15 protein-coding genes and 1 pseudogene are annotated in these 20,768 nt (G+C 67.9%); 3 read left to right on the forward strand and 13 right to left on the reverse strand.

Going from position 1 to position 20,768, the window contains the following annotated elements:
* Positions 1-145 precede the first annotated feature (145 nt).
* The gene (locus tag CRP45_RS13450; protein WP_245910099.1) at positions 146-1,351 is read left to right on the forward strand and encodes an AI-2E family transporter; all 1,206 of its coding nucleotides are present in this window, start codon (positions 146-148) and stop codon (positions 1,349-1,351) included.
* 389 nt (positions 1,352-1,740) lie between these two features.
* Here the strand turns inward: CRP45_RS13450 and CRP45_RS13455 are convergent, their stop codons facing one another.
* Together CRP45_RS13455 and CRP45_RS13460 are read right to left on the reverse strand one after the other, a co-directional pair.
* A complete protein-coding gene (locus CRP45_RS13455; protein WP_245910100.1) occupies positions 1,741-2,313 on the reverse strand; it encodes a TetR/AcrR family transcriptional regulator in 573 nt (190 codons plus the stop codon).
* Positions 2,313-2,738, reverse strand: a complete 426-nt coding sequence (locus CRP45_RS13460; RefSeq protein ID WP_097245272.1) for a VOC family protein — start codon at positions 2,736-2,738, stop codon at positions 2,313-2,315. The genes CRP45_RS13455 and CRP45_RS13460 overlap by 1 nt, the downstream gene beginning before the upstream one ends.
* 770 nt (positions 2,739-3,508) lie before the next feature.
* Here CRP45_RS13460 and CRP45_RS33825 point away from each other — a divergent pair.
* Complete coding sequence (locus tag CRP45_RS33825; protein ID WP_179830858.1) at positions 3,509-3,649, forward strand: hypothetical protein; 141 nt, start codon at positions 3,509-3,511, stop codon at positions 3,647-3,649.
* Positions 3,650-4,139: 490 nt separating this feature from the next.
* Here CRP45_RS33825 and metE read toward each other — a convergent pair whose 3' ends face one another.
* The 3 genes from metE to aceA all read right to left on the reverse strand — a co-directional run bounded on the left by metE (position 4,140) and on the right by aceA (position 9,185).
* Positions 4,140-6,443, reverse strand: coding sequence for a 5-methyltetrahydropteroyltriglutamate--homocysteine S-methyltransferase (gene metE, locus CRP45_RS13470; protein WP_097245273.1), 2,304 nt, complete (start codon positions 6,441-6,443; stop codon positions 4,140-4,142).
* 407 nt (positions 6,444-6,850) lie between these two features.
* The gene (locus CRP45_RS13475) at positions 6,851-7,738 is read right to left on the reverse strand and encodes a 3-hydroxybutyryl-CoA dehydrogenase (RefSeq protein WP_097245274.1); all 888 of its coding nucleotides are present in this window, start codon (positions 7,736-7,738) and stop codon (positions 6,851-6,853) included.
* A 157-nt stretch (positions 7,739-7,895) separates the two neighbouring features.
* Positions 7,896-9,185: an isocitrate lyase gene (aceA, locus tag CRP45_RS13480; RefSeq protein ID WP_067790976.1), complete on the reverse strand. Its 1,290-nt coding sequence runs from the start codon at positions 9,183-9,185 to the stop codon at positions 7,896-7,898.
* Positions 9,186-9,670: 485 nt separating this feature from the next.
* Here aceA and CRP45_RS13485 point away from each other — a divergent pair, with 485 nt between their 5' ends.
* Positions 9,671-10,804: an alpha/beta hydrolase gene (locus tag CRP45_RS13485; RefSeq protein WP_097245275.1), complete on the forward strand. Its 1,134-nt coding sequence runs from the start codon at positions 9,671-9,673 to the stop codon at positions 10,802-10,804.
* A gap of 258 nt (positions 10,805-11,062) precedes the next feature.
* Here CRP45_RS13485 and CRP45_RS13490 read toward each other — a convergent pair whose 3' ends face one another.
* From CRP45_RS13490 to CRP45_RS13525, 8 genes and pseudogenes are all read right to left on the reverse strand, one after another.
* Entirely contained in the window at positions 11,063-11,743 is a 681-nt protein-coding gene (locus CRP45_RS13490) for a hypothetical protein (RefSeq protein ID WP_097245276.1), read from the reverse strand.
* Between the two features lie 962 nt (positions 11,744-12,705).
* Positions 12,706-12,906: pseudogene (locus CRP45_RS13495) on the reverse strand (Txe/YoeB family addiction module toxin); the annotation flags it as partial.
* Positions 12,907-12,971: 65 nt separating this feature from the next.
* Entirely contained in the window at positions 12,972-13,235 is a 264-nt protein-coding gene (locus tag CRP45_RS13500; RefSeq protein ID WP_245910101.1) for a type II toxin-antitoxin system Phd/YefM family antitoxin, read from the reverse strand.
* A 717-nt stretch (positions 13,236-13,952) separates the two neighbouring features.
* Complete coding sequence (gene puuE, locus CRP45_RS13505; RefSeq protein ID WP_097245278.1) at positions 13,953-14,849, reverse strand: allantoinase PuuE; 897 nt, start codon at positions 14,847-14,849, stop codon at positions 13,953-13,955.
* Positions 14,846-15,817: an allantoicase gene (gene alc / locus CRP45_RS13510; RefSeq protein ID WP_097245279.1), complete on the reverse strand. Its 972-nt coding sequence runs from the start codon at positions 15,815-15,817 to the stop codon at positions 14,846-14,848. The genes puuE and alc overlap by 4 nt, the downstream gene beginning before the upstream one ends.
* Before the next feature lie 61 nt (positions 15,818-15,878).
* The gene (locus CRP45_RS13515) at positions 15,879-17,126 is read right to left on the reverse strand and encodes a DUF6986 family protein (RefSeq protein ID WP_425436931.1); all 1,248 of its coding nucleotides are present in this window, start codon (positions 17,124-17,126) and stop codon (positions 15,879-15,881) included.
* The gene (locus CRP45_RS13520; RefSeq protein ID WP_097245280.1) at positions 17,123-19,912 is read right to left on the reverse strand and encodes a molybdopterin-dependent oxidoreductase; all 2,790 of its coding nucleotides are present in this window, start codon (positions 19,910-19,912) and stop codon (positions 17,123-17,125) included. Before CRP45_RS13520 ends, CRP45_RS13515 begins: the two co-directional genes overlap by 4 nt.
* The gene (locus tag CRP45_RS13525) at positions 19,909-20,766 is read right to left on the reverse strand and encodes an FAD binding domain-containing protein (protein ID WP_097245281.1); all 858 of its coding nucleotides are present in this window, start codon (positions 20,764-20,766) and stop codon (positions 19,909-19,911) included. The genes CRP45_RS13520 and CRP45_RS13525 overlap by 4 nt, the downstream gene beginning before the upstream one ends.
* Positions 20,767-20,768: the final 2 nt, after the last annotated feature.

The following is a 20,768-nucleotide window of genomic DNA, read 5'->3' on the forward strand; positions in this document are numbered from 1 at the left end:
ACCGAAGGAGCCGCGTTCCGAGGCAGCGAAACCCGAAGCGTCGAGCAGGGCGAAATACCGACGGCCGAGCTCAACCGAGCGCCCCGCGCCGACCGCAGCAGGTCGCCCAGTGCCGACCTCAGCGGACCGCCCAGGGCCGAGCGCAGTGGAACCCGAAGCGACGAGATCGGAGAAGCAGACGCCCGATCGCCGCGGCGGAGTGCTCACCGACCTCTCGGCCGGTCCGCCCCCGTGGCTGCTGCGCGCCTTCCTGCTGGCTGCCGCGACGATCGCGGGCCTGATCTTCGGGTTCTGGGTATTGCAGCGGCTCCAGGGTCTGCTCACCGTGCTGATGGTCTCGCTGTTCCTCGCCTTCGCCATCGAACCCGCGGTCAACTGGCTCGCCGCGCGCGGGGTGCGGCGCGGGCTCGCGACCGGCGTGGTGTTCCTCGGCCTGCTGATGATCGTCGGCGGGTTCCTGTACACACTCGGCTCGCTGCTCATCGACCAGGTGACCACGCTGGTGCAGAACGCGCCCGAATACGCCGACCGCATGGTCGACTGGATCAACGACACGTTCAATACCGAGCTGTCGGGCACCGACATCCAGAAATACGCGACGGAGTGGAGCGACCAGATCGAGGGCTACCTGGTCGGCTTGGCCGAAAACGCCTGGGGCATCGGCACGGCCGCGATCGGCGCGCTCTTCCAAGGTCTCGGCGTGCTGCTGTTCACCTACTACTTCGCCGCCGACGGCCCGCGCTTCCGCAACGCCATGTCCTCGCTGCTTCCGCCACACCGTCAGCGACATGTGCTGCGCGCCTGGGACATCGCGGTCGAGAAGACCGGCGGCTACATCTACTCACGCGGCCTGCTCGCCGTCTGCTCGACGCTGGCCCACTACGTGGTGCTGCGAGTGCTCGACGTGCCATCGGCGTTCGCGCTCGCGCTGTGGGTCGGCGTTGTCTCCCAATTCATTCCGACCGTCGGCACCTACCTGGCGGGCGCCCTTCCGGTGATCGTCGCCCTGGTGAACGGCGGCCCCGGCGACGCCCTGTGGATTCTCGGATTCATCATCCTCTACCAGCAATTCGAGAACTACGTCCTGCAACCGCGCATCACCGCCACCACCCTCGACATGCACCCGGCCGTCGCCTTCGGCGCCGTGATCGCAGGCGCCGCATTACTCGGCCCGACAGGCGCGCTGCTCGCCATCCCCGTCACCGCCACCGTGCAAGCCTTCGCCGGCGCCTACATCCGCCGCTACGAGGTCGAGACCGACGTGGAAGCCCCCGCCCCCGAACCCCCGAAGCGGAACGGCCCGAACCGCATGCGGGAACTGATGCTTCGACTCACCCGCGCCCAGCACTGACGGGTTTCCGAGTCATCGCGCCGGGCGATCAGCTCAGGACGGCCGGAGCGAGAACAGCTCGCACCGAAGCGATCCGTTCGTGCCGGAGCGACCCGATTCACGCCGAAGCGACCTCGTTCGCTCCAGAGCGATCCCGTGCACGCCAGAGCACACCGTTCACGCGGAAGCGCCCGCGTTCGTGCCGGAACGACCTTGTTCGCGCCAACGCCCCCGTTCACGCCGAAGCGCCCCGTCCGCGCCGAAGCGATCAGGTTGCCTGAGCGACCCGGTTCACGCCGAAGCAACCCCGCTCGCACCGGAACAACTCCGCACGCACCGGAACAGCCCCGCCCGCACCGAAGCAACTCCGCACGCACCGGAACAGCCCCGCTCGCGCGGAAGCGACCACCTCATCGGGCCGCGACGATCAGGCGCAGGACGGCGTCGACCGAGGACTCGGCGAGTTCGTCGTCCAGCGGCAGGTGGCCGAACAGCGCACGGAAGTAGATGGGCGCCGCGATGGCGTCCAAGACGAAGTCCATGTCGATCTCGGGGCGCACCTCACCACGGTCGATAGCCCCGCGCAACGCGGTCTCGGTGGTTCGCCGTCGCGGCTCGAACACGACGGCAAGGAAGTGCTCACGCAGTTCAGGGTCGTTGGCGAGGTCCGCGAGCAGCGCGGGAAGCACCCGATCGAGCGACGTATCACGCAGGGCGGCAACGAGATCACGCATCGCTGCGATCAGATCGGCGCGCAGGTCTCCGGTGTTCGCGGTCGGCCGCAGACCGAGCAGATCCGCGACCACCGCCACGACCAAGTGCCGTTTGGACGGCCAGCGCCGGTAGATCGCGGGACGATGAATTCCCGACCGCGTCGCCACACCACCGATCGTCAACTCGGCATACCCGTTCTCGTCCAACAGTTCCCGCGCTGCCGCCAACACCGCCGCGTCGATCCGATCGTCCCGCGCCCGCCCCACCATCAGAACACCGGCCGCGGCATCAACACGACCAGCCAGCCGTCGGGATCAGGAAAACCCAAGCCGCCGTTCGCCGCCCAGTACGGATTCTCCATCGGTACCGGCTCGACACCGTACTCGCCGAGCCGCTGCACCACGTCGTACATCTGCGCTTCCCCCTCGAAGTACAGGACGAGCAGATTCTCCGAACTCGGTGCGTCCCCAGGACTCCCATCCACATGCGAGGTGAACTCCAGGTGATACTCCGCCCCCGGCAGCCCAACCATCACCCCGTCATACCCCGCATGGTTCTCGAACCGATACAACTCCCGCAGCCCCACCCCCTCGACATAGAACCGCACCACCTCATCGAGCCGATCCGTCGGCCGCGCAACCCGCACCTGAGCCACCCGCAACGATTCCGGCCACACCCGTCCATCCACAGTCATAAATGATACGGTACGAACCGTACCGATATATAGGTTGAACCAAGCCGGCCCGGACCAGGCGGCGAGGCGACAGGGAGTCCGACCAGCTCGTCCGTCACCGCCCCGCTGACCGTGGCTACGGTGACGCGGCTGAGCCCGCCGCACCAGTCGCGGCGCGGGCGAGGTTGGCCTGGTCGTAGGCGGCGCCGGTGGCGTAGACGCGGGTGTGGTTCGGCGCAGGGACCTTGCTTATGTGCCGGACGGGTCGATGCCGCATCACTCGACTCGCGCGAGTGCTTCCCGCAGCAGTGGCAGCAGGTCGGGGTCGATGGCGCAAAGTCGTCATGCGTGCGCCGGACGGTGAGCGGATCGACTTCGACGGACCGCAGACCGCAGTCTGTCGCTGACCGTCACGGAGTGGAGCACACCTTCTCACTCGGGCTGGAAGGTGTGACGGCACCGTCGGCCCAGGCGGTCGTGACCGCCGAGCTCGACGACGACCCGAGCATCCAGAGAATTCGTAGACCTGCTGCTGCCCCCGGGACGCCCTCTTGCGGCTCGCTGACCGGCCGATCGTGTCGCACCCTCGCCCCATACTGATAGGCATGGGATATGAAGCCATTCGGCCACATTCGCGCAGGGGACGGATAGGCGGGAGTTATGTGCGCGGGTCCGTCCGCTTCACCGACCGGCGCGCACCCCGGCCGCGGAGCCGGTCCCCCTACTACCCCGGCTACCGGAGTGCCTCGCCCACGCCGATCCTGTGGGCCCTCGGGTCACTCTTCGGCGGGGTGATCCTGCTGCTGGTCGTGCTGACCCTCACCCATATGGGATCCCCCGACAGCACAGAAGATACCGCCGTGGTGCCGTCGACCGTCGCGCCCGCAGACACGACTGCCCCGCCGAAGTCGTGCTACCCGTTCAACTGCTGACGGCAACGAGCAAGGCTGAGTCCATTGCTATGACGTGCTCAGTGATGTTGTGGTGCCCCAACGGACTTCCGCCACCCGCGAACGTAACCGCGCCGCAGTTGGCGCGTTCTGCCGGTGGGCGACGCGCGGCCAGCCCCGCCGTTGCCCAGATGGATTGCATCGACACGATCACCGTGCCCAAGCGACTGCCGCCCGGCAACGGCCGCCGACGTCACTTGGGCGCTCGACGTGATCTGTGCGCGGGCGACCGCGCAAGGACCTCGCCTTCGACATGCTCCGCGACCGTTGATGTCGGCGCGGAACATCGGCCCGGCGGTGTGGCCGGTGCGCGCTGAGTACAGCCGCGCCAGCGCGACGCATCCGCGGTCGTCGAGAAGCACAGTGCGCACCGAACCGCCCTGGCGACGGATAGTCGAGAGCCAGGCATTCTCGACGAAAACGACGGGCCGCCCTTCCTTTTCACGACGAAAAGGCGGCCCGTGCAGGTGGACTATTCGCCCGTCGGAATACGCCGACGAATACGCCTAGCAGCCGCGACCATGTTGCGCAACGACGGCTCCAGCTGCCAGTAGTGGCGGGTCTTGAGTCCGCCGTCCGGGTTGGCCCACAGACGTTCCGGGGTGACGGCCTCGGCTGCGGCCGTGAGCAGCTCGTCGAGTTCGTCGATGTCCGGGATGCGGGCCGAACGGCTTTCGTACACACCGGGACCCACGCCGTGGCTCAGGCCGTGACCCGAGGCGCAGTCCTCCTTGAGCGCCTTGAGCACCCACTCGATGGAGCGGGTCGCGACGATCGCGGTGACGTCGGCGTCGAGCTGTTCGATGGCGTCCACGATTTCGGCGCGACCGGAATAGCCGATGTGCGTGTGGATTTGGGTCTCGGGTCGAACACCGGAGGTGGCCAGCCGGAACGCGCCGACCGCCCAGCGGAGGTACTCGGCGCGCCCGATATTGCGCAGCGGCAACAACTCTCGGATCGCGGGCTCGTCCACCTGGATGATCGAGATGCCCGCGCGCTCCAGATCCACCACCTCGTCACGGATCGCCAGCGCCACCTGGTCGGCCGTTTCGTGCAGCGGCTGGTCCTGGCGCACGAACGAGCGCGCGATCATGGTGACCGGGCCGGTGACCATGCCCTTGACCGGCTTGTCGGTAAGCGACTGGGCGTAGGTGATCCAGTCCACCGACATCGGCGCGGGGCGCGAGACGTCGCCGTAGATGATCGGCGGTCGCACGCAACGGGATCCGTACACCTGCACCCATCCGAAGTGGGTGGTCGCGAAGCCGTCCAGCAGCTCGGCGAAGTACTGGATCATGTCGTTGCGCTCGTGCTCGCCGTGCACGAGCACGTCGAGGCCGATGTCCTCCTGCAACCGGATCGTCGCCTCGATCTCGGCCTCGATCCGCTTGCGGTACTCCTCGTAGGACAACCTGCCCTCGCCGAGTTCGTAACGGGCTTGGCGGATCCGGTCGGTCTGCGGGAACGAGCCCAGTGTGGTGGCGGGCACCGGCGGCAGGTTCAGCTTGGCCTGCTGGGCGATTCGGCGCTGCTCGTAGGGTTCGCGCTCGCGCATCTGCGGCGTGATCGCGTAAACCCGTTGGCGCACCGCGTGCTTCTGCTTGAAGTGCACTTCCCTCGGCCGCTTCCGCCACTTGTCCGACGGGCCCTCGGTGAGCGCCTTGGCGAGCGAAACCACCTCGCCCACCTTCTGTTTCGCGAAGGCGAGGCGATCGGCGACGTTGCCCTCGATGTCGTATTCGACGAGCAGGTCGTAGGGCACGTGCAGCAGAGTGCTTCCGGTGGAGACCACCAGATCCGGGCACACCTTGGCCAACTCGTTGAGGTATTCCAGCGTCACGTAACGGTCGGCGCGCCACACGTTGCGACCGCTGATCACCCCCGCGTACAGCCGCTTGCGGCGGATGCCGGGCACCGCGGCGAGATCCTCAGGGCGGATTCGGTGGCTGGCCAGGTCCAGGCCGATGGCCTCGACATTGGACGCGGCCAGGATGGTCAACGCCTCACCGAAGTCGCCGTACTGACCTGTGACCAGCATGCGCGGGCGCAGTGGCGCGTGGGAAAGCCGCTGGTAGGCGCGCTCGAACGCGGCCAGCTCGGCGTCGCTGCGCTCGCTGGTGAACATCGGCTCGTCCAGCTGGACGCAGGTGGCGCCGCGCTTGGCGAGGATCTCGAACAGCTCCTCGTAGACCGGGAGCAGCTTGTCCAAGAGGGCGAGCGCGTCGAACTCCGGCTCGCCGGGCACCTGCCCCGCCTTGGAGAGCAGCAGCAGCGAGAGCGGACCGAGCATGACCGGCCGCAGCTCGATGTCCTGCGCCTTCGCGCGGTCGAATTCATCGAGCAGGGCCTCGGGATGCAGCGAGAACTCGGTCTCGGCGTCCAGCTCGGGCTGGCGGTAGTGGTAGTTGGTGTCGATGTAGCGCACCAGCTCCAGCGGCGGAAGATCCGGTCGGCCGCGCGCCATCAGGAAGTAGAAGTCCAGCGGCTCCATCACGTCCCGGTAGGGCTGGAAGCGCTTCGGCACCGCGCCGAACATCAGCGCGTTGTCCAGGACGTGGTCGTAGAAGGAGAAGGTGTTGCCTGGCACCTGGGTGAGTCCGGTGGCGGCCAGCTCGCTGAACTGCTGCTCCTGGATGTCGCGGCCGACCGCGAGCAGTTCCGCGCGCGAGAGCGAACCGCGCCAGTAGGACTCCAGTGCCCGCTTGAGTTCCCGGTGCGGCCCGATCCTGGGATAACCCAGAATGCTCGACCCGTAGCCATCCGTGACGTTGACCATGCGCGGGAACTCCCTTTCGATCACCTGCGCGATATCCGCTCCGCACGGCGGAGGACGCGCAGCGTTGCGCTTTCGGTGTCCCGCCGAGCCGCGCCAACGACTCGGCGTCCTTGCAGCTTATGCCGTTACTGCTGGTATCACTGCGAAGCGATGAGCAGCGGCCCCCTGACCGGACCTGCCCACCTGTCGATCATCCGAGCACACCCAGCCACCCCTGGGCGAGTCCTACGAGCCCGTTCGCGGCCGTCCCGCTGCTGAGTTCCAGGAGAGGAAGGCCCGGCGAGCTCCTTCACCCAACGCGACAACTGATCTCGCAAGGGCCGGGTAACTCGCCGGGTACGACCGAAGTCGGCTCGGCACCCGACCGCCGGCACGGGTGCGCGACGCCGACGGCTCCGCGCCGCCCGCTAAGTACGCGGAGAGGCGGGGGAGTTGTACTGGTAGAAGCCCGCGCCGGTCTTCTTGCCGAGCAGCCCGGCCTCCACCATGCGCATCAGCAGCGGCGGCGCGGAGTACAGCGGCTCCTTGAACTCGGCGTACATCGAGTCGGCGATCGACTTGACGGTGTCCAGCCCGACGAGGTCGGTCAGCGCCAGCGGGCCCATCGGGTGGGCACAGCCGAGCACCATGGCCTTGTCGACGTCTTCCTTTGTCGCGAAACCGGATTCGACCATGCGGATGGCGGACAGCAGGTACGGCACAAGCAGCGCGTTGACGACGAAGCCGGAGCGGTCGGCCGAGCGGACGACCTGCTTGCCGAGCACGTCACCGGCGAAGGCCTCGGCGCGCTGGGAGACCGACTCGCTGGTCTTCAGCGTGGTGACCAGCTCGACAAGCGGCAGCACCGGCACGGGGTTGAAGAAGTGCATGCCGACGACGCGCTCGGGGTTCGCGGTCGCGACGGCGATCTTCATGATCGGGATGGAGGAGGTGTTGGAGGCCAGCACGGCGCTCGGGTCGGTGACGACCTTGTCGAGCTCGGCGAAGATCGAGGTCTTGACCTCTTCGTTCTCCAGCACCGCCTCGACGACCAGCTGACGGTCGGCGAAATCGCCGAGGTCGGAGGTGAAGCGCAGCCGCCACGCGGCCTGCTCACGCTCGCGCTCGGTGATCTTGCCGCTGCTCACGCCGCGATCCAGCGAGCGCAGGATGCGGGCGCGACCGGCGGCCGCTAGTTCCCGGGTCTGTTCGTAGACGAGCACGTCGACGTGCGCCCGGGCGCACACCTCCGCGATTCCGGCACCCATCTGTCCGGCGCCGATGACGCCGACACGCTGAATCTTCTCGCTGCTCACGTCCCGCTCCTGCTGGTCTGGTGTGGCTGGGATTGGCTTGGGGGTTCTGGTCCAAGTTATAGGGATGCCCTCCCCGCCGGGGCTGTTCGGCGGGGAGGGCGGTACACCCCTACTGGAGTAGAGGGTTGTCGGCCTGCATCACTGCGGGCTGGTCAACTCAGTGGAACTGACCCTCTTCGGTGGAGCCCTTGAGCGCCGCGGTGGAGGTGTTCGGGTCCACGGTGGTGGCGATGGTGTCGAAGTAGCCGGCGCCGACCTCACGCTGGTGCTTGATGGCGGTGAAGCCACGCTCGGCGGCGGCCTTGAACTCGCGCTCCTGCAGGTCGACGAACGCGGTCATGCCTTCGCGGGCGTAGCCGTGCGCCAGGTCGAACATGCCGTAGTTCAGCGAGTGGAAGCCGGCCAGGGTGATGAACTGGAACTTGAAGCCCATCGCGCCGAGCTCACGCTGGAACTTCGCGATGGTCGCGTCGTCCAGGTGCGCCTTCCAGTTGAAGGACGGCGAGCAGTTGTAGGCCAGCAGCTGGTCCGGGAACTCGCCACGGACGGCCTCGGCGAACTTGCGAGCGACCTCGAGGTCCGGCACACCGGTCTCCATCCAGATGAGGTCGGAGTACGGGGCGTAGGCCTTGGCACGCGCGATGCAGGGCTCGATGCCGTTCTTCACACCGAAGAAGCCCTCGGCGGTGCGGGTGCCGTCCAGGAACTCGCGGTCGCGCTCGTCCACGTCCGAGGTGATCAGGGTGGCGGCCTCGGCGTCGGTGCGGGCGATGACCACGGTCGGCACGCCTGCGACGTCGGCGGCCAGACGCGCGGAGGTCAGGGTGCGGATGTGCTGCTGGGTGGGGATCAGCACCTTGCCGCCCAGGTGGCCACACTTCTTCTCGGAGGCCAGCTGGTCCTCCCAGTGCGAACCGGCGACACCGGCCGCGATCATGGCCTTCTGCAGCTCGTAGACGTTCAGCGCGCCACCGAAGCCGGCCTCGCCGTCGGCGACGATCGGAGCCAGCCAGTTGGCGACCGAGGTGTCACCCTCGACCTTGGCGATCTCGTCGGCGCGCAGCAGCGCGTTGTTGATGCGACGCACGACCTGCGGCACCGAGTTGGCCGGGTAGAGCGACTGGTCCGGGTAGGTGTGGCCGGAGAGGTTCGCGTCACCGGCGACCTGCCAACCGGACAGGTAGATGGCCTTCAGGCCGGCGCGGACCTGCTGCACGGCCTGGTTGCCGGTGAGGGCGCCGAGGGAGTTGATGTAGTCCTCGTTGTTCACGAGATCCCACAGGATCTCCGAGCCGCGGCGAGCGAGCGTGTGCTCCTCGACGACGGTGCCCTGGAGCTTCACCACCTGCTCCGCGGTGTAGTTACGGGTGATGCCCTTCCAGCGCGGGTTGGTGTCCCAATCCTGCTGGATTTCCGCAGCGGTCTTCGGGGTGCCGGTGGTCGACATCTCTGACTCCACTTCTTTGGTCGGTCGGTGCCGCTTGCCGAGATTCCACCCGGACTGCTGGAGCGGCGATTTGCAGGGTTGCTAGGCCCTTGGGGTGTACTTCCACACGATGGCACACCGGGAAATAGCCGTCTACCTGTTGCTAATGTGAATCTCAGCTAGGTTTCGCCTACCGTTTGCCAACTTTGCGAAATTTGCGGGCGAATTGCAAGCATTCAATCTACCCGCGAGTAGCCCTGACGTGGGGTTTTAGCGTAACGCTCGTACTGTTTGCGTTCACGCCGCGGGCCCGCGGCAACACGCCGGGGCGAACCGGTCTGTGAGTCGATTCACAGGGTGGGGCGGGTGCCGTCGGTGTGGGCCAGGCCACGCGCGCCGCGGGGATGCGGCAGACTTGGGCGGAGAGCCGATCTCGAGCAAGCGTCCAACTCTTGCGGAGCGCCCTCGCTCGGCGTGACCACCCGCGCCCATCGAACAGGAGTCCCATGCGGAAGCTCAGCGTCGCCGCGGCCGTCACGGCCTGCGCGACCGCCCTGCTGTACCCGTCGACCGCGAGCGCGGAACCCGCGGCGGGCACGATCGAATCCGTCGCGCCGCTCGCCGCGGTCGCGACGCCGCCGGACGCAGCCGACGCTGCCCGCCTCCTGTACCGCTCCACTACCGCGGGCGACGCGTCGACCACCGCGAGCGCCGCCGTCTACTTCCCGGCCGGAACGCCGCCCGAAGGCGGGTGGCCGGTGATCGCCTGGGCGCACGGCACGGTCGGCCTCGGCGACGACTGCGCCTACAGCGTCGCGGGCCCCGCCGCCCGCGAACGCGACTGGGCCTACCTGGGCACCTGGCTGAACCAGGGCTACGCCGTGGTCGCCGCCGACTACGCGGGCCTCGGTACGCCGGGCGAGCATCCTTACTTGAACGGCACCGTCGAGGCGCACAACGTGGTGGACGCGGTGAAGGCCGCGACCACGCAGTACACCTCGCTGGCCAGGAAGTGGGTCGTCGTCGGCCAATCGCAGGGCGGCGGCGCGGCCGTCTTCACCGCCCGCTACGCCACCGAGTTCGGCGGGCCCGAGCTGGACTACCGCGGCGCCGTCGGCACCGGCGTGCCCGCCTACATCGAGGACATCCTGCTGCCGCTCGGTCCCGGCATGCCGCCGCTGGAACTGAGCCCGCACAGCACCGCCTACGTGCTGTACATCCTCAACGGCCTGCGCACCACCTACCCCGAACTCGACATCGAGTCCTACCTGACCGACGCGGGCCGCGACTGGCTCGCCCGCGCCCGCAGCGCGTGCATCAACGAATTCGGCGACGAACTCGGCGCGGCGAACGTCGTCCTCGGCGACCTCTTCGCCCGCCCCCTCGCCCAGATCCCCGACCTGCGCGGCATCCTCACCAGGACCATGGGCCTCCCCGAATCCGGCTACGACCGCCCCGTCTTCCTCGGCCAAGGCCTGCGCGACACCGACGTCATCACCCCCGCCACCCTCGCGTTCGCCGCCACCTTGCAAGCCAATGGGCAGCCGGTCACGTTGCGCACCTACCAGCAGGACCACAGCGGGGCCGTCAACGCCTCCCTCCCCGACTCCCTCCCGTTCGTACGAAACCTGTTCTCCTGAGCCAGGTCTCCTCGAACACAGCGACGCCGTGCCTGTCCAGAACGGGATCGCTCAATGGTGCGCACTCGTCCGGCCACACCGCTTCGTAACCACCGCGAGGGCTCTGTGCGATTTCCGCTCGCGGGATGGATTCGCACGGTTCCCGTGTTAATCTCGTATGGAGCAAGGAACCGACCCTCCGGGCGTATGCCTCGACAGTCGGTCTGGCCCCCGGTGTAGCTACGGCAGCCGGGGGCTGCTTTCTTTTCCGGGGTGTAATCACTCGATCGGTTTCACAAAGTGCACACGGTTTTCGATGATGCCGAACAGCCGTGAGGTGCTGTCGCGGTGGGTGAGACTGCGCCGGTAGGCCGAAGAGACAACGTCAGGAAGCCACAGCAGGTGCTCGAACTTCGGCGAGGTCTGCAGCAGCCGCACATTTCGCGGGATGAGTTCCGCCGATACCAACTCCTTGTGATTGGCTCGATCCTTGTTGCGGAAGTTCTGCTGGTTGCGCTCCTCGAGTACCAGCAACTCGACAGGGTCCCAATAGCCTTCGCCGCCAGTGGCGAGTTCGATCGCGATACCCCGGTAGCACGCACGACGGGCGTCTTCCCCGTCACGGTCGTCGGCAGCGAGCGGGACGCGGTGGGCGATCAGGCAAGGCTCGGATCCATCGGTGAGAAACTCGAGCATGTCCTTCATCGCCGCGGGACCGTCAGGGTCCTGCAACGCCTCTGTCGAATGCCAGTACCTACCGCCGACGATCTCTCGCAGCCCTGCTCGAATCTCCGCCATGTCGGGCTGACGCATGACCACCGCCGTGAAGATGTAGAACGTCTCAGCCGGCTTCACATCCCGGTTGCAAGTTTGGTACGACTCATCGAGGTAGGCCACCGGCCCCTTGGTACGGCGGTAAGCATCGGACACGATGTCGCCCTTTGCCGCGTCGAATCGCATCGCGCAATACTAGGGCCGCCCTGGCCATTTCAGCGCAATCGGACCGCCCACTGATCCTGTCGGCTTCCACTGGTCCTCCGGCCACGGCGTCGCAACAGCGGCCTTCGAAGGAGCACTCCCCTCCGCGCGTACGAAACGTTCTCTCCCGAGCCAGATCTCCTCGAACACGTAGCGATCCCGTGCCTGTCCGGCACGGATCGTTCAATGATGCGCACTATTCACGGCCACAACGCTTCGTAACAACCACGATGGCTCCGTGCGGCTTCCGCTCGTGGGATGGATTCGCACGGCTTCCGGCCTGGTCTCGGACGGAACGCAACCGATCCTCAGCCATGTGACTCGCCAGTCGGTCTAGCCGTTGGTGTAGCTAGCGGTGGCTGCCTTCTTTTCCAGATGTGGATCTCGAAGGACACGCGCGCTGCGCGAGCGGTGCCGGGCGCCGCGATTCGTTTCGGCTGGCCCGATGTTCCTCGCACAGGTGCCCACTCCCGCGCCGGATGAAGGCCGGGTCCAGTCGCTGCGCGAATGTCAGATTCTCGCGGCGCCAGCAGTCGCCGCAGGCGTACTCGCTCATGTCGGCCTCCTCGTTCCTTCGCTCAGCGTGTTGCCGAAGAGTTCCCACTCGCAAGGGGAATCGAAGCCATGTATCCATACCATCGCCGTTTGGCGCCCATACCGTGACCGATCGGGCCTCACGACTGCGAGCGACGGATGGCCGCACGTCGTTGGCTTACGCCATCGTGGTGTGCCACACGAGCAGTCGGCAGCCGCATCCATCCAACGCAACGCATCGAGCAAGCCACGAAGGAAACGAGCGCCGTCCGAAGCCAACTCAGCTCTTCAACAGCGTAATGCGGCCGACACCTCCACTTGGCGAACTCGTCGGACATTGCGCCTCGCGTGCTGGTCAGTCCGCTGAATCGACCTAGCCGCCCGGCCGGCGGTGCCGACTCACGGTGCTTTCAGTCGTCATAGTGGTAGCGGCAGGCAATGACGACAACGACATCGTCGTCGGCGCGGTACACGAGGCGGTGCTCCTTGGTGACTCGCCGGGACCACCACCCGGACAGGTTCTGCCGCAACGGCTCCGGCTTGCCTATACCGTCGGCGTTGCCATTGCGGCGAATATCCTCGATCAACCGGTTCACCTTCTTCAGAGTGGCCCGATCCCCGGACTGTCAGTAGAAATAGTCCTCCCACCCGTTGGCGTCGAACAGAACCTTGCGGCTCATGCCTCGACAGACCCGTCATCACTCAGCGAGCGCCGCTCGATCAGACCCCGCTCGACGTTTTCGATCGACTCCATCAGACGGCGAGCGTTGGCCCGGCTGCCCAGCAGGTAGGCCGTCTCCTTCAGCGCCTCGTATTCGCGCAGACTGATGACGACAGCAGGCTCTTTGCCACCGCTGCGGGTGATGACGACTTCGTCGTTGTCCTCGGTGGCCGCATCGAGAACTGCCGCGAAGTTGGCCCGCGCCTCGGTGGCGTGCATAGCGCGCATGATGTGACCTTCAGTCAGGACCTTTCGATCTCCCGCATACCTCATGCCGTACGCAATCCCGTACATGATTTCAGCCCGCCCGAAAGCACCACCGCACCTACACCTTCCCCACTACACCGCCCGACCTGCCTGATCTCTACGCCGACACGGCAGCCTGCCCTCCGGCCGACCTCCGACTCGACAAGGTGCGCACGGGCTCGCCAACCGTGCGCACCACAGCGTGGCCAAAGTGCCCTCGTACGTATGCACACCGCAGTCTCCGGCCCGTCCGCGGTTGTGCTCATGCAGTAACCGACCTGCGCGCCGTACCGCGCGGCGGTGCCGTCCGCATGTCACTCGTCAGCGGCCACACCCTCGCCCGCCAGATCATCGCCACCGTCCCCGTCATCCCACGCGGCCCCACCCTGACTTCCGGATCAACCGCGCCGATTTCGGCAAAGTCGACGAGCGCCCCTGCTGGTTATAAATCACCAAAATGTTCGGCCGGTCCGCTTGTACACGTGCACGTTGGTGAACCCGGGACGCCGATGTCCCTCAGGTCGGCCGGCGACCACCGCTAAGCCGCCCGTGCACAAGCAATGGCCTACTTATCTCGACGCAACGAGAGCGCCTGCGGTCCCAGGAATTCGAGGGCGGCGCGCCGATCAACTACGGCGGACGTACTCGCGGCGTCGATTGGCCACTTCCGGCCGGTGCGTCGCCAAGGGATCACAGTTGCGGTGGGTGAGTCGCCCGCCAGTGCTCGGCGATGTCGATGCGCCGGGTGATCCAGACCCGGTCGTGGGATTGGACGTGGTCGAGGAAGCGGTCGAGGGCGGCCGTGCGGGCGGGACGGCCGACCAATCGGCAGTGCAGGCCGATGGAGAGCATCTTCGGGCTTCCCTCCGCCCCTTCGCGATACAGGACGTCGAAGGCGTCGCGGAGGTGGGTGAAGAACTGTTCGCCGCTGGGGAAGCCTGCCGGGGAGGCGAAGCGCATGTCGTTGGTGTCGAGGGTGTAGGGCACGACGAGGTGGGGGCGTTCGTGCGCGGTGACCCAGTACGGCAGGTCGTCGGCGTAGGAGTCGGAGTCGTAGACGAAACCGCCGTGTTCGATGACCAATTCGCGCGTGTTGGGCGAATCGCGGCCGGTGTACCAGCCCAGCGGCGGGGCGCCGGTCAGCTCGGTGTGCAGGCGCACCGCTTCGGCCATGTGGGCGCGCTCGGTCTCTATGTCGGTGAGCTGGTAGGACTTCCAACGCAAGCCGTGGCAGGCGATCTCATGACCCAGTTCCAAGAACGCCGCGACCGCCTCGGGGTTCCGCTCCATGGCGCGCGCCACGGCGAACACCGTAAGGGGAAGACCGCGGCGCTCGAAAATCCCCAGCACGCGCCAAACTCCAGCGCGGGAGCCGTATTCGTAGAGCGACTCCATGCTCATGTGCCGGTTCGGAAAGGCCTGAGCCGGAGTCATTTCCGAGAGAAATGTCTCCGAGCTCGGGTCTCCGTCGAGCACACAGCTCTCCCCTCCCTCCTCGTAGTTCAGTACGAACTGCACCGCGATGCGCGCCTCGCCCGGCCACCGCGGATCCGGCGGATTCGGCCCGTACCCTACGAAATCCCTCATGCGCCCAGCTCCCCGTACAACCGCAGCCGGGCAAGTCCGCCGTCGGGATAGATGTCCAGGCGCACCTCTTCGACCGACGCCGCCATCGGCGCGATCGGGAAGCGGTGCCTGGTGTCGGGCAGTAGCTCGGTGCGCGGCAACAGTTCCACGTCGGTGCCGTCGTTGGTGCGCCCCGACAGCCGCGCCGAACCGGGACTGTTGCCTAGAAAGTAGGAGGTGTCGATCTCTGCGAGCCGGATGAGCCCCGGGCCAGCGAGACGTATTCGCACCCAATCGTTTCCGTCGTCGCGGCGGCGCGCGGTCTCCCAACCGTCGCCCATGCATCGCGCCGAGCCCGGATAGAGCAACTGGTTGGGCGAACTGTAGAAGCGGTTGGAGCAGTCCAGCACCAGGGCGCCGTTCTCCAGCGCCGCCAAGTCCAGCGGGCCGAGACCGAGCAGCGCGGGATCGGGCCTCCCCTCGCCGTGGACGCGTAGCCGAGCGACGCCGCCATCCGGGTGCAGGGTGAGTTTCACGTGCGTCCACCGCTCTTCGCTGTCGACCGGAAACGGATTGCGAGCGTCTCCGGCGATCGGCGCGCGGTCGATCAGCGTCGTCCAGTCCGTTCGACCGGCGAGCGACTCGGCGGTCGGATATCCCTCGACCTCCAGCGCCGCCACCGACACCGCGGGCGGATAGTTGCCGCGAAACCACGCGGTGTCCACGACGATGCCACGCACCACCCCCGGCACGCCGAGCCGCACGACGGCCGCGTCGTCGCCCGGCATGCCGCGGCGCCTGCGGGTCTCCCATCCGTCGTAGACCTGGCCTCTGTGGCCGAAGGTGGACGGTCGATACTCCGGCACGCCGGGGCTGATCAAGTTCTCCTTCTCCGCGAAGAACTCGTCGTTCGCCCAGATCACCGCGCCACCGAGCGGGCGCACCGCAAGATCGGGCAGCAGCGTGAAATGCCCGTCGGCCTCGCTCATGTCTGCGCCTCGCCGACGTTCTGCTCCGGCAGGTGCGAGGTGATTCGCTCACTTCGTTCGCTCATCGCTTCTCCTTCACGCCGAGATCACCGATCGGCTCGCGCGCCGCGAGCGCTTCCAACACCTCCCGGGTCAGTTCCGGTGCCGCGGAAGTCAATTCCGCCTCCGATCGCGCGCCGCAACGCAGCCCCCGAAGCACCGTGGCGGCCAGCGCCTCGGCGGTGGCCGGTTCGTCGACGACTCCCGAAGCGGCGTCGTGCCGCTCGAGGTACGCCCGCAGCCGGGGCACGGCGACATCGATTGCGCCACGGAAGAATTCGTAGGTCGCCAGCCAGCGGGTGACCAGGTGTCCCGGGTGCATGTCCCAGCCCTGGTAGTAACCGCGGCGCAGGGCGCGAGTGACCAGCCGATGATGTTCGCGCAGTGCGGCTTCCGGTTCCGTGTCCGGCACGATCTGGGTGGATCCGTCGCACACCCAGACGCCGGTCCGCGCCGCGGCCGCCTGCATGACCGTCTTGGCGTAGTCGGCGGCGGGATGGTCGAGCGCCTGGTCGGTGGCGGCGATCCCGCACGCGGCGGTGTAGTCGTAGGTGCCGAAATGCAGCCCGGCGCAACGTCGCCCGGCTACCTTGATCATCTTGGCGACCGGCACACCGCCGTCGGCGCCGACGATCGCCTGCGGGCTCTCGATCTGCAATTCGAAGCGCAGCATGCCATCGGCGAGACCGGATCCACGCTCCAACCCCTCGCACAACGCGACGAGCGCCGAAACCTGCTCGGCAGCACGAATCTTCGGCACGGTGAAGACGAAACCCTCCGGCACACCGCCCGCGCCGTCCAGCACGAGTTCGAGGGTGCGCACGGCCCTGCGACGCTCGAGTCCCTCCAGTCCTTTGACCCGAATGCCGTAACCGGCCGGGCCGTCGACGGACCACCCGGCCAGGATCTCGCCCGCTGCCGTCGCGGCCGCATCTTCTTCCTCGTCAGAGCGATACCCGTAGCCGTCCTCGAAATCGATCCGCAGATCCTGCACCGGCTCGCGCAGCAGCCGCTCCCGCACCGCGGGCAGCACCGCGGCGGTGTCGAGTTCGGCGAGCGATTCGCGGTGCGTGTCCAGCAGCTCGACGGCCGCGGCGCCCCACTCCGCCGGTGTGTCGGCGCTCGCACGGTCGGCGGGCACGTAGACGGTGTGGATCGGTTGCGTCCGGTCCCCCGACCCCGGGTAACGCGCCCGCAGATCGGCGTCGACGGCCTCGAGCATGGCCTCGATCCTGGCCCGGACGTTCTCCGGCAGCCGTGTCGCGGTCACCGTTCCTCTCCCTCCTGCATGGCGCGCCAAACCCGGTCGGCCGTCATCGGCAGTCGATCGATGCGCACTCCCACGGCGTCGCGGATGGCATTGGCCAGCGCCGGGGCGACCGGGTTGTACGGTGATTCGCTCATCGATTTCGCGCCGAGCGGTCCGAGTTCGTCGGCGGTGTCGGCGAAGTAGACCTCGGTCGAGGGTAGATCGGCGAGCTGCGGAATGTGGTAATGCCGCAATGTCCGGGTGGTCACGACGCCGTGTTCGGTGCGCATGTCCTCGTAGAGCGACGTGCCGATGGCCTGGGCGACCCCGCCCTCCACCTGCCCGCGGCACTGCACCGGGTTGAGCACGGTGCCCGCGTCGGCGGCCTGGACCGATTGCAGAATGCGGACCCGGCCGGTCGCGCGCTCGACGGCGACGCGGAAGGCGTGCACGTTGAAGCTGACCGAGCGCGGGATACCTGTGTGGTCGCCGTGCGCTCTCAGTTCGCCCGCCGCCGCGAGCTCCGCCGTGCTGATCAGCCGATCGCCGCACCGCACCCCGTCCGGACCCAGGACGCAGTCGCGCACCGGTGTCCCGGTGAGTTCGGCCGCCCTGGCCAGCATCGCGTCCTTCAGCGCGAGCGCGGCTCGGTAACCGGCGTTGCCCGCGACGACGATGCCGGTCGAGCCGAACGCTCCGGTGTCGTAGTCGACGAGGTCCGTATCCGACTGCCGGATCGCGATCCGCGCCGGCTCGGTAGCCAAGGCCGTCGCCGCGAGCTGCGCGTGCACCGTCGTCGTCCCGCTACCGAATTCCGCTGTGCCCACCCGAATTTCGTAACAACCGTCGGACCGCAATATCGCGACGGCGGTCGAGCGATGCCCGCGCGGCGGGATGGTCGCGATCATCGCCAATGCCATGCCCTCGCCCACCGACCACCCCGGACCCGGTGCCGTTATCCCGTTGCCGCGCAGTAAAGCTCGTTGCGCGAGGTCGAGACACTGGTCCAGCCCGTAGCTGCCGAACACCAGATCCCCGGCCTCCACCTTCGCGCCGGTGAACGGGTCACCCGGGACGACCACGTTGCGCCTGCGGAACTCGAACGCATCGATGCCGAGCTCTCGGGCCAGCTCGTCGAGCGCGGACTCGACGGCGAAGATGATCTGACCGAGCCCGTAACCGCGGAACGCGCCGGAGGGCACGTTGTTGGTGTAGACCGCACGGGCGTCCACACGCTTGTTCGCGCACCGGTACACCTCGATGGACTCGCTCACCCCGTGGTACATCACGCCCGCGCTGTGATTGCCGTACGCGCCCGCGTCGGACAGCACGTCGACGGCGAGCGCGGTGAGCACGCCGTCCGCGTCCGCGCCCGCGGTGACGGCGACGCGCATCGGATGTCTGCTGGTGGCCGCGGTGAACTCGTCGGAGCGGGTGTACTCGTACTGCACCGGCCGCCCCGTGCGCAGCACCGCGAGCGCGACGAGATCCTCCACGAGCATTTCCTGTTTGGCGCCGAAACCGCCGCCGACCCGAGCGGCGAACACCCGCACCCGTTCCCGCGGCAGCCCGAAGATGTGGCACAGCTCCTCGCGGACCAGGAACGGCACCTGCGTGCTGCATCGGATGACGAGTCTGCCCTCGGCGTCCAGCCACCCTATGCCGCAGTGGGTTTCGAGGTGCACGTGCTGTCCGCGCGGCGAGTGCCACGTCCCGCGCACCACTCGCGTCGCGGCGGCCAGACCCGCGTCCATATCACCGACGCCGCCGTGCAATTCGGCGACCACATTGTGTTCACGGTCGGCGATACGCGCCGAATTCGGTTTGTCGCCGTGCAGTTTCGGCGCGTCCTCGCTCAGCGCCTCCACTGGATCGAACACGGCGGCCAGCGGCTCGTACGAAACGCGCAGTGCGCGGCATCCCGCCGACGCGATGTCCATGCTGTCCGCGACGACGGCGGCCACGCGCTGGCCGACGAAACGCACCGTGCGATCGAGGACGAAGGTGTCGTCCGGGTCGTCGGCGCGCCACTCGTGCCTTGCCGTCGAGAACGGCACCGCGGGGGCGTCGGCGAAGGTCAGGACAGCGTGCACGCCCGGAATCGCCTCGGCGGCGGCGGTATCGATGGAGATGATGCGCGCGTGCGGATGCAGGCTCGGCAATACCGCGATGTGCAGGGGGGCGGTCGGAGGCGCCGCCGGGTCGTCGACGGAGGGGAGCACGTCGAGCGTGAACGGCTCTGTGCCGGTGACGATCCGAGGACCGGCGGGAGCGCCGAGGCGACCGAGTCCGGACGGAAGCCGCTCGCTCGCACCCGTCCCCGCGGGCAGGGCGCTTTCCACCTCGCCAGGTGAACCGGAGCCGTCAGCATCGCCCGTCAGTGCCGCGCGAATCGGTCGATACCCGGTGCAGCGACACAGGTTCCCCTTCAACAGTTCCGGCAGATCGGCAGCATCCGGCCCCTCGTCGGTTCCGCACCCCAACCCCACCGCCGTCACCACCATGCCCGCCGTGCAGAACCCGCACTGAAACGCCGCCTGCTCGATGATCCGCCGCTGCACCGGGTGCAATCGATCCGGCGCACCGAGCCCCGCCGCCGTGGTGATCGGCCGGTCGGCCGCGCGGTAGGCCGGAATCAGACACGAGTGCACCGTCTTTCCGTCGAGCCGCACCGAGCACGCACCGCAGTCGCCCGCGTCGCACCCCTTCTTGACCGCGAAGAATCCCTGCTCGCGCAGTAGCGTGCGCAGGCATTGCCCCGGACGGGGTTCGGCGTCGACGGTGCGGCCGTCGATCTCGAATCTCACGGTCGCCCACCGGGTTCGGCGCGCAGCTCGGCGGCCACTTCCACCGCGAGCACCCCCGCGGCATGTCTGCGCCAGTCGGGCGACCCGTGCGGATCGTCGAACCACAGCGCCGCATCGACACCCGCCACCGCAGCCACCACCTCGCGATCCTCCGGCACGGTACGGAAATTCAGCACGACCGGACGGGTGGTCGCCGCCGTGAGCGTCAGCACGCACCGTCCATCGGGCTCGCGCCGCCCCATCAACAGCGCACCGGACCGCCCGAGCGGCGCGAGCGCAATCTTTCGAATAGCAGTGCGCGCCAACAGCGCGCGCTCCGGCACCACGACCGAGCGCAGCACCTCGCCCGTACGCAACACCGAAAGTCCCGGCCCGATCACGAACTCCCGCAGCGGAATCCGGCGCGCACCGCCGTCGGCGGCCCACACCAGTGCGACACCGTCGAGCGCGGTCAGCGCCGCGAGCACCGCACCGGCGGGCAGCGCGAGACACACGTTCCCGCCGACGGTCGCGCTGTGCCAGATCTTGTGCGAGGCCACCAGCGCCCGGCAGGCAGGCGCGAACAGCGCGGTCCCCGGCCACCGCGGCCACCGCGCGTCGGCACCGAGCTCGCGCCCGGGCGCGGCACCGGCGAACTCCGCCAGCGTGCACGTCGCCCCGATCTCCAAGCCCTCGGCCGTCTCCGTGAAGGCGGGCCAGCCGAGCGCGGTGATATCCACCAGCCGGTGCAGCTGCGGCTGCGGCTCCGAGAACAGGAACGTCCCCCCGGCCAGCACCCCGGTCGCCTCGCCGACGCCGGCCAGGTCGGACCGCCCCCTCGCCACCACCACCGAACGGATCGTGTCCAGGTCCACGT

It is taken from the genome of Nocardia amikacinitolerans, from assembly GCF_900215415.1.
GTDB classification, from domain to species: Bacteria; Actinomycetota; Actinomycetes; order Mycobacteriales; family Mycobacteriaceae; genus Nocardia; species Nocardia amikacinitolerans.

Bases quoted from the DNA above. Each gene is read 5' to 3' on its own strand.
- CRP45_RS13500 (WP_245910101.1), bottom strand. From the start codon at position 13,235: ATGCACGCCACCGAGGCGCGGGCCAACTTCGCGGCAGTTCTCGATGCG.
- CRP45_RS13455 (WP_245910100.1), bottom strand. From the start codon at position 2,313: ATGGTGGGGCGGGCGCGGGACGATCGGATCGACGCGGCGGTGTTGGCG.
- puuE (WP_097245278.1), bottom strand. From the start codon at position 14,849: ATGAGGGATTTCGTAGGGTACGGGCCGAATCCGCCGGATCCGCGGTGG.
- metE (WP_097245273.1), bottom strand. From the start codon at position 6,443: ATGGTCAACGTCACGGATGGCTACGGGTCGAGCATTCTGGGTTATCCC.
- CRP45_RS13460 (WP_097245272.1), bottom strand. From the start codon at position 2,738: ATGACTGTGGATGGACGGGTGTGGCCGGAATCGTTGCGGGTGGCTCAG.
- alc (WP_097245279.1), bottom strand. From the start codon at position 15,817: ATGAGCGAGGCCGACGGGCATTTCACGCTGCTGCCCGATCTTGCGGTG.
- aceA (WP_067790976.1), bottom strand. From the start codon at position 9,185: ATGTCGACCACCGGCACCCCGAAGACCGCTGCGGAAATCCAGCAGGAT.
- CRP45_RS13485 (WP_097245275.1), top strand. From the start codon at position 9,671: ATGCGGAAGCTCAGCGTCGCCGCGGCCGTCACGGCCTGCGCGACCGCC.
- CRP45_RS13490 (WP_097245276.1), bottom strand. From the start codon at position 11,743: ATGCGATTCGACGCGGCAAAGGGCGACATCGTGTCCGATGCTTACCGC.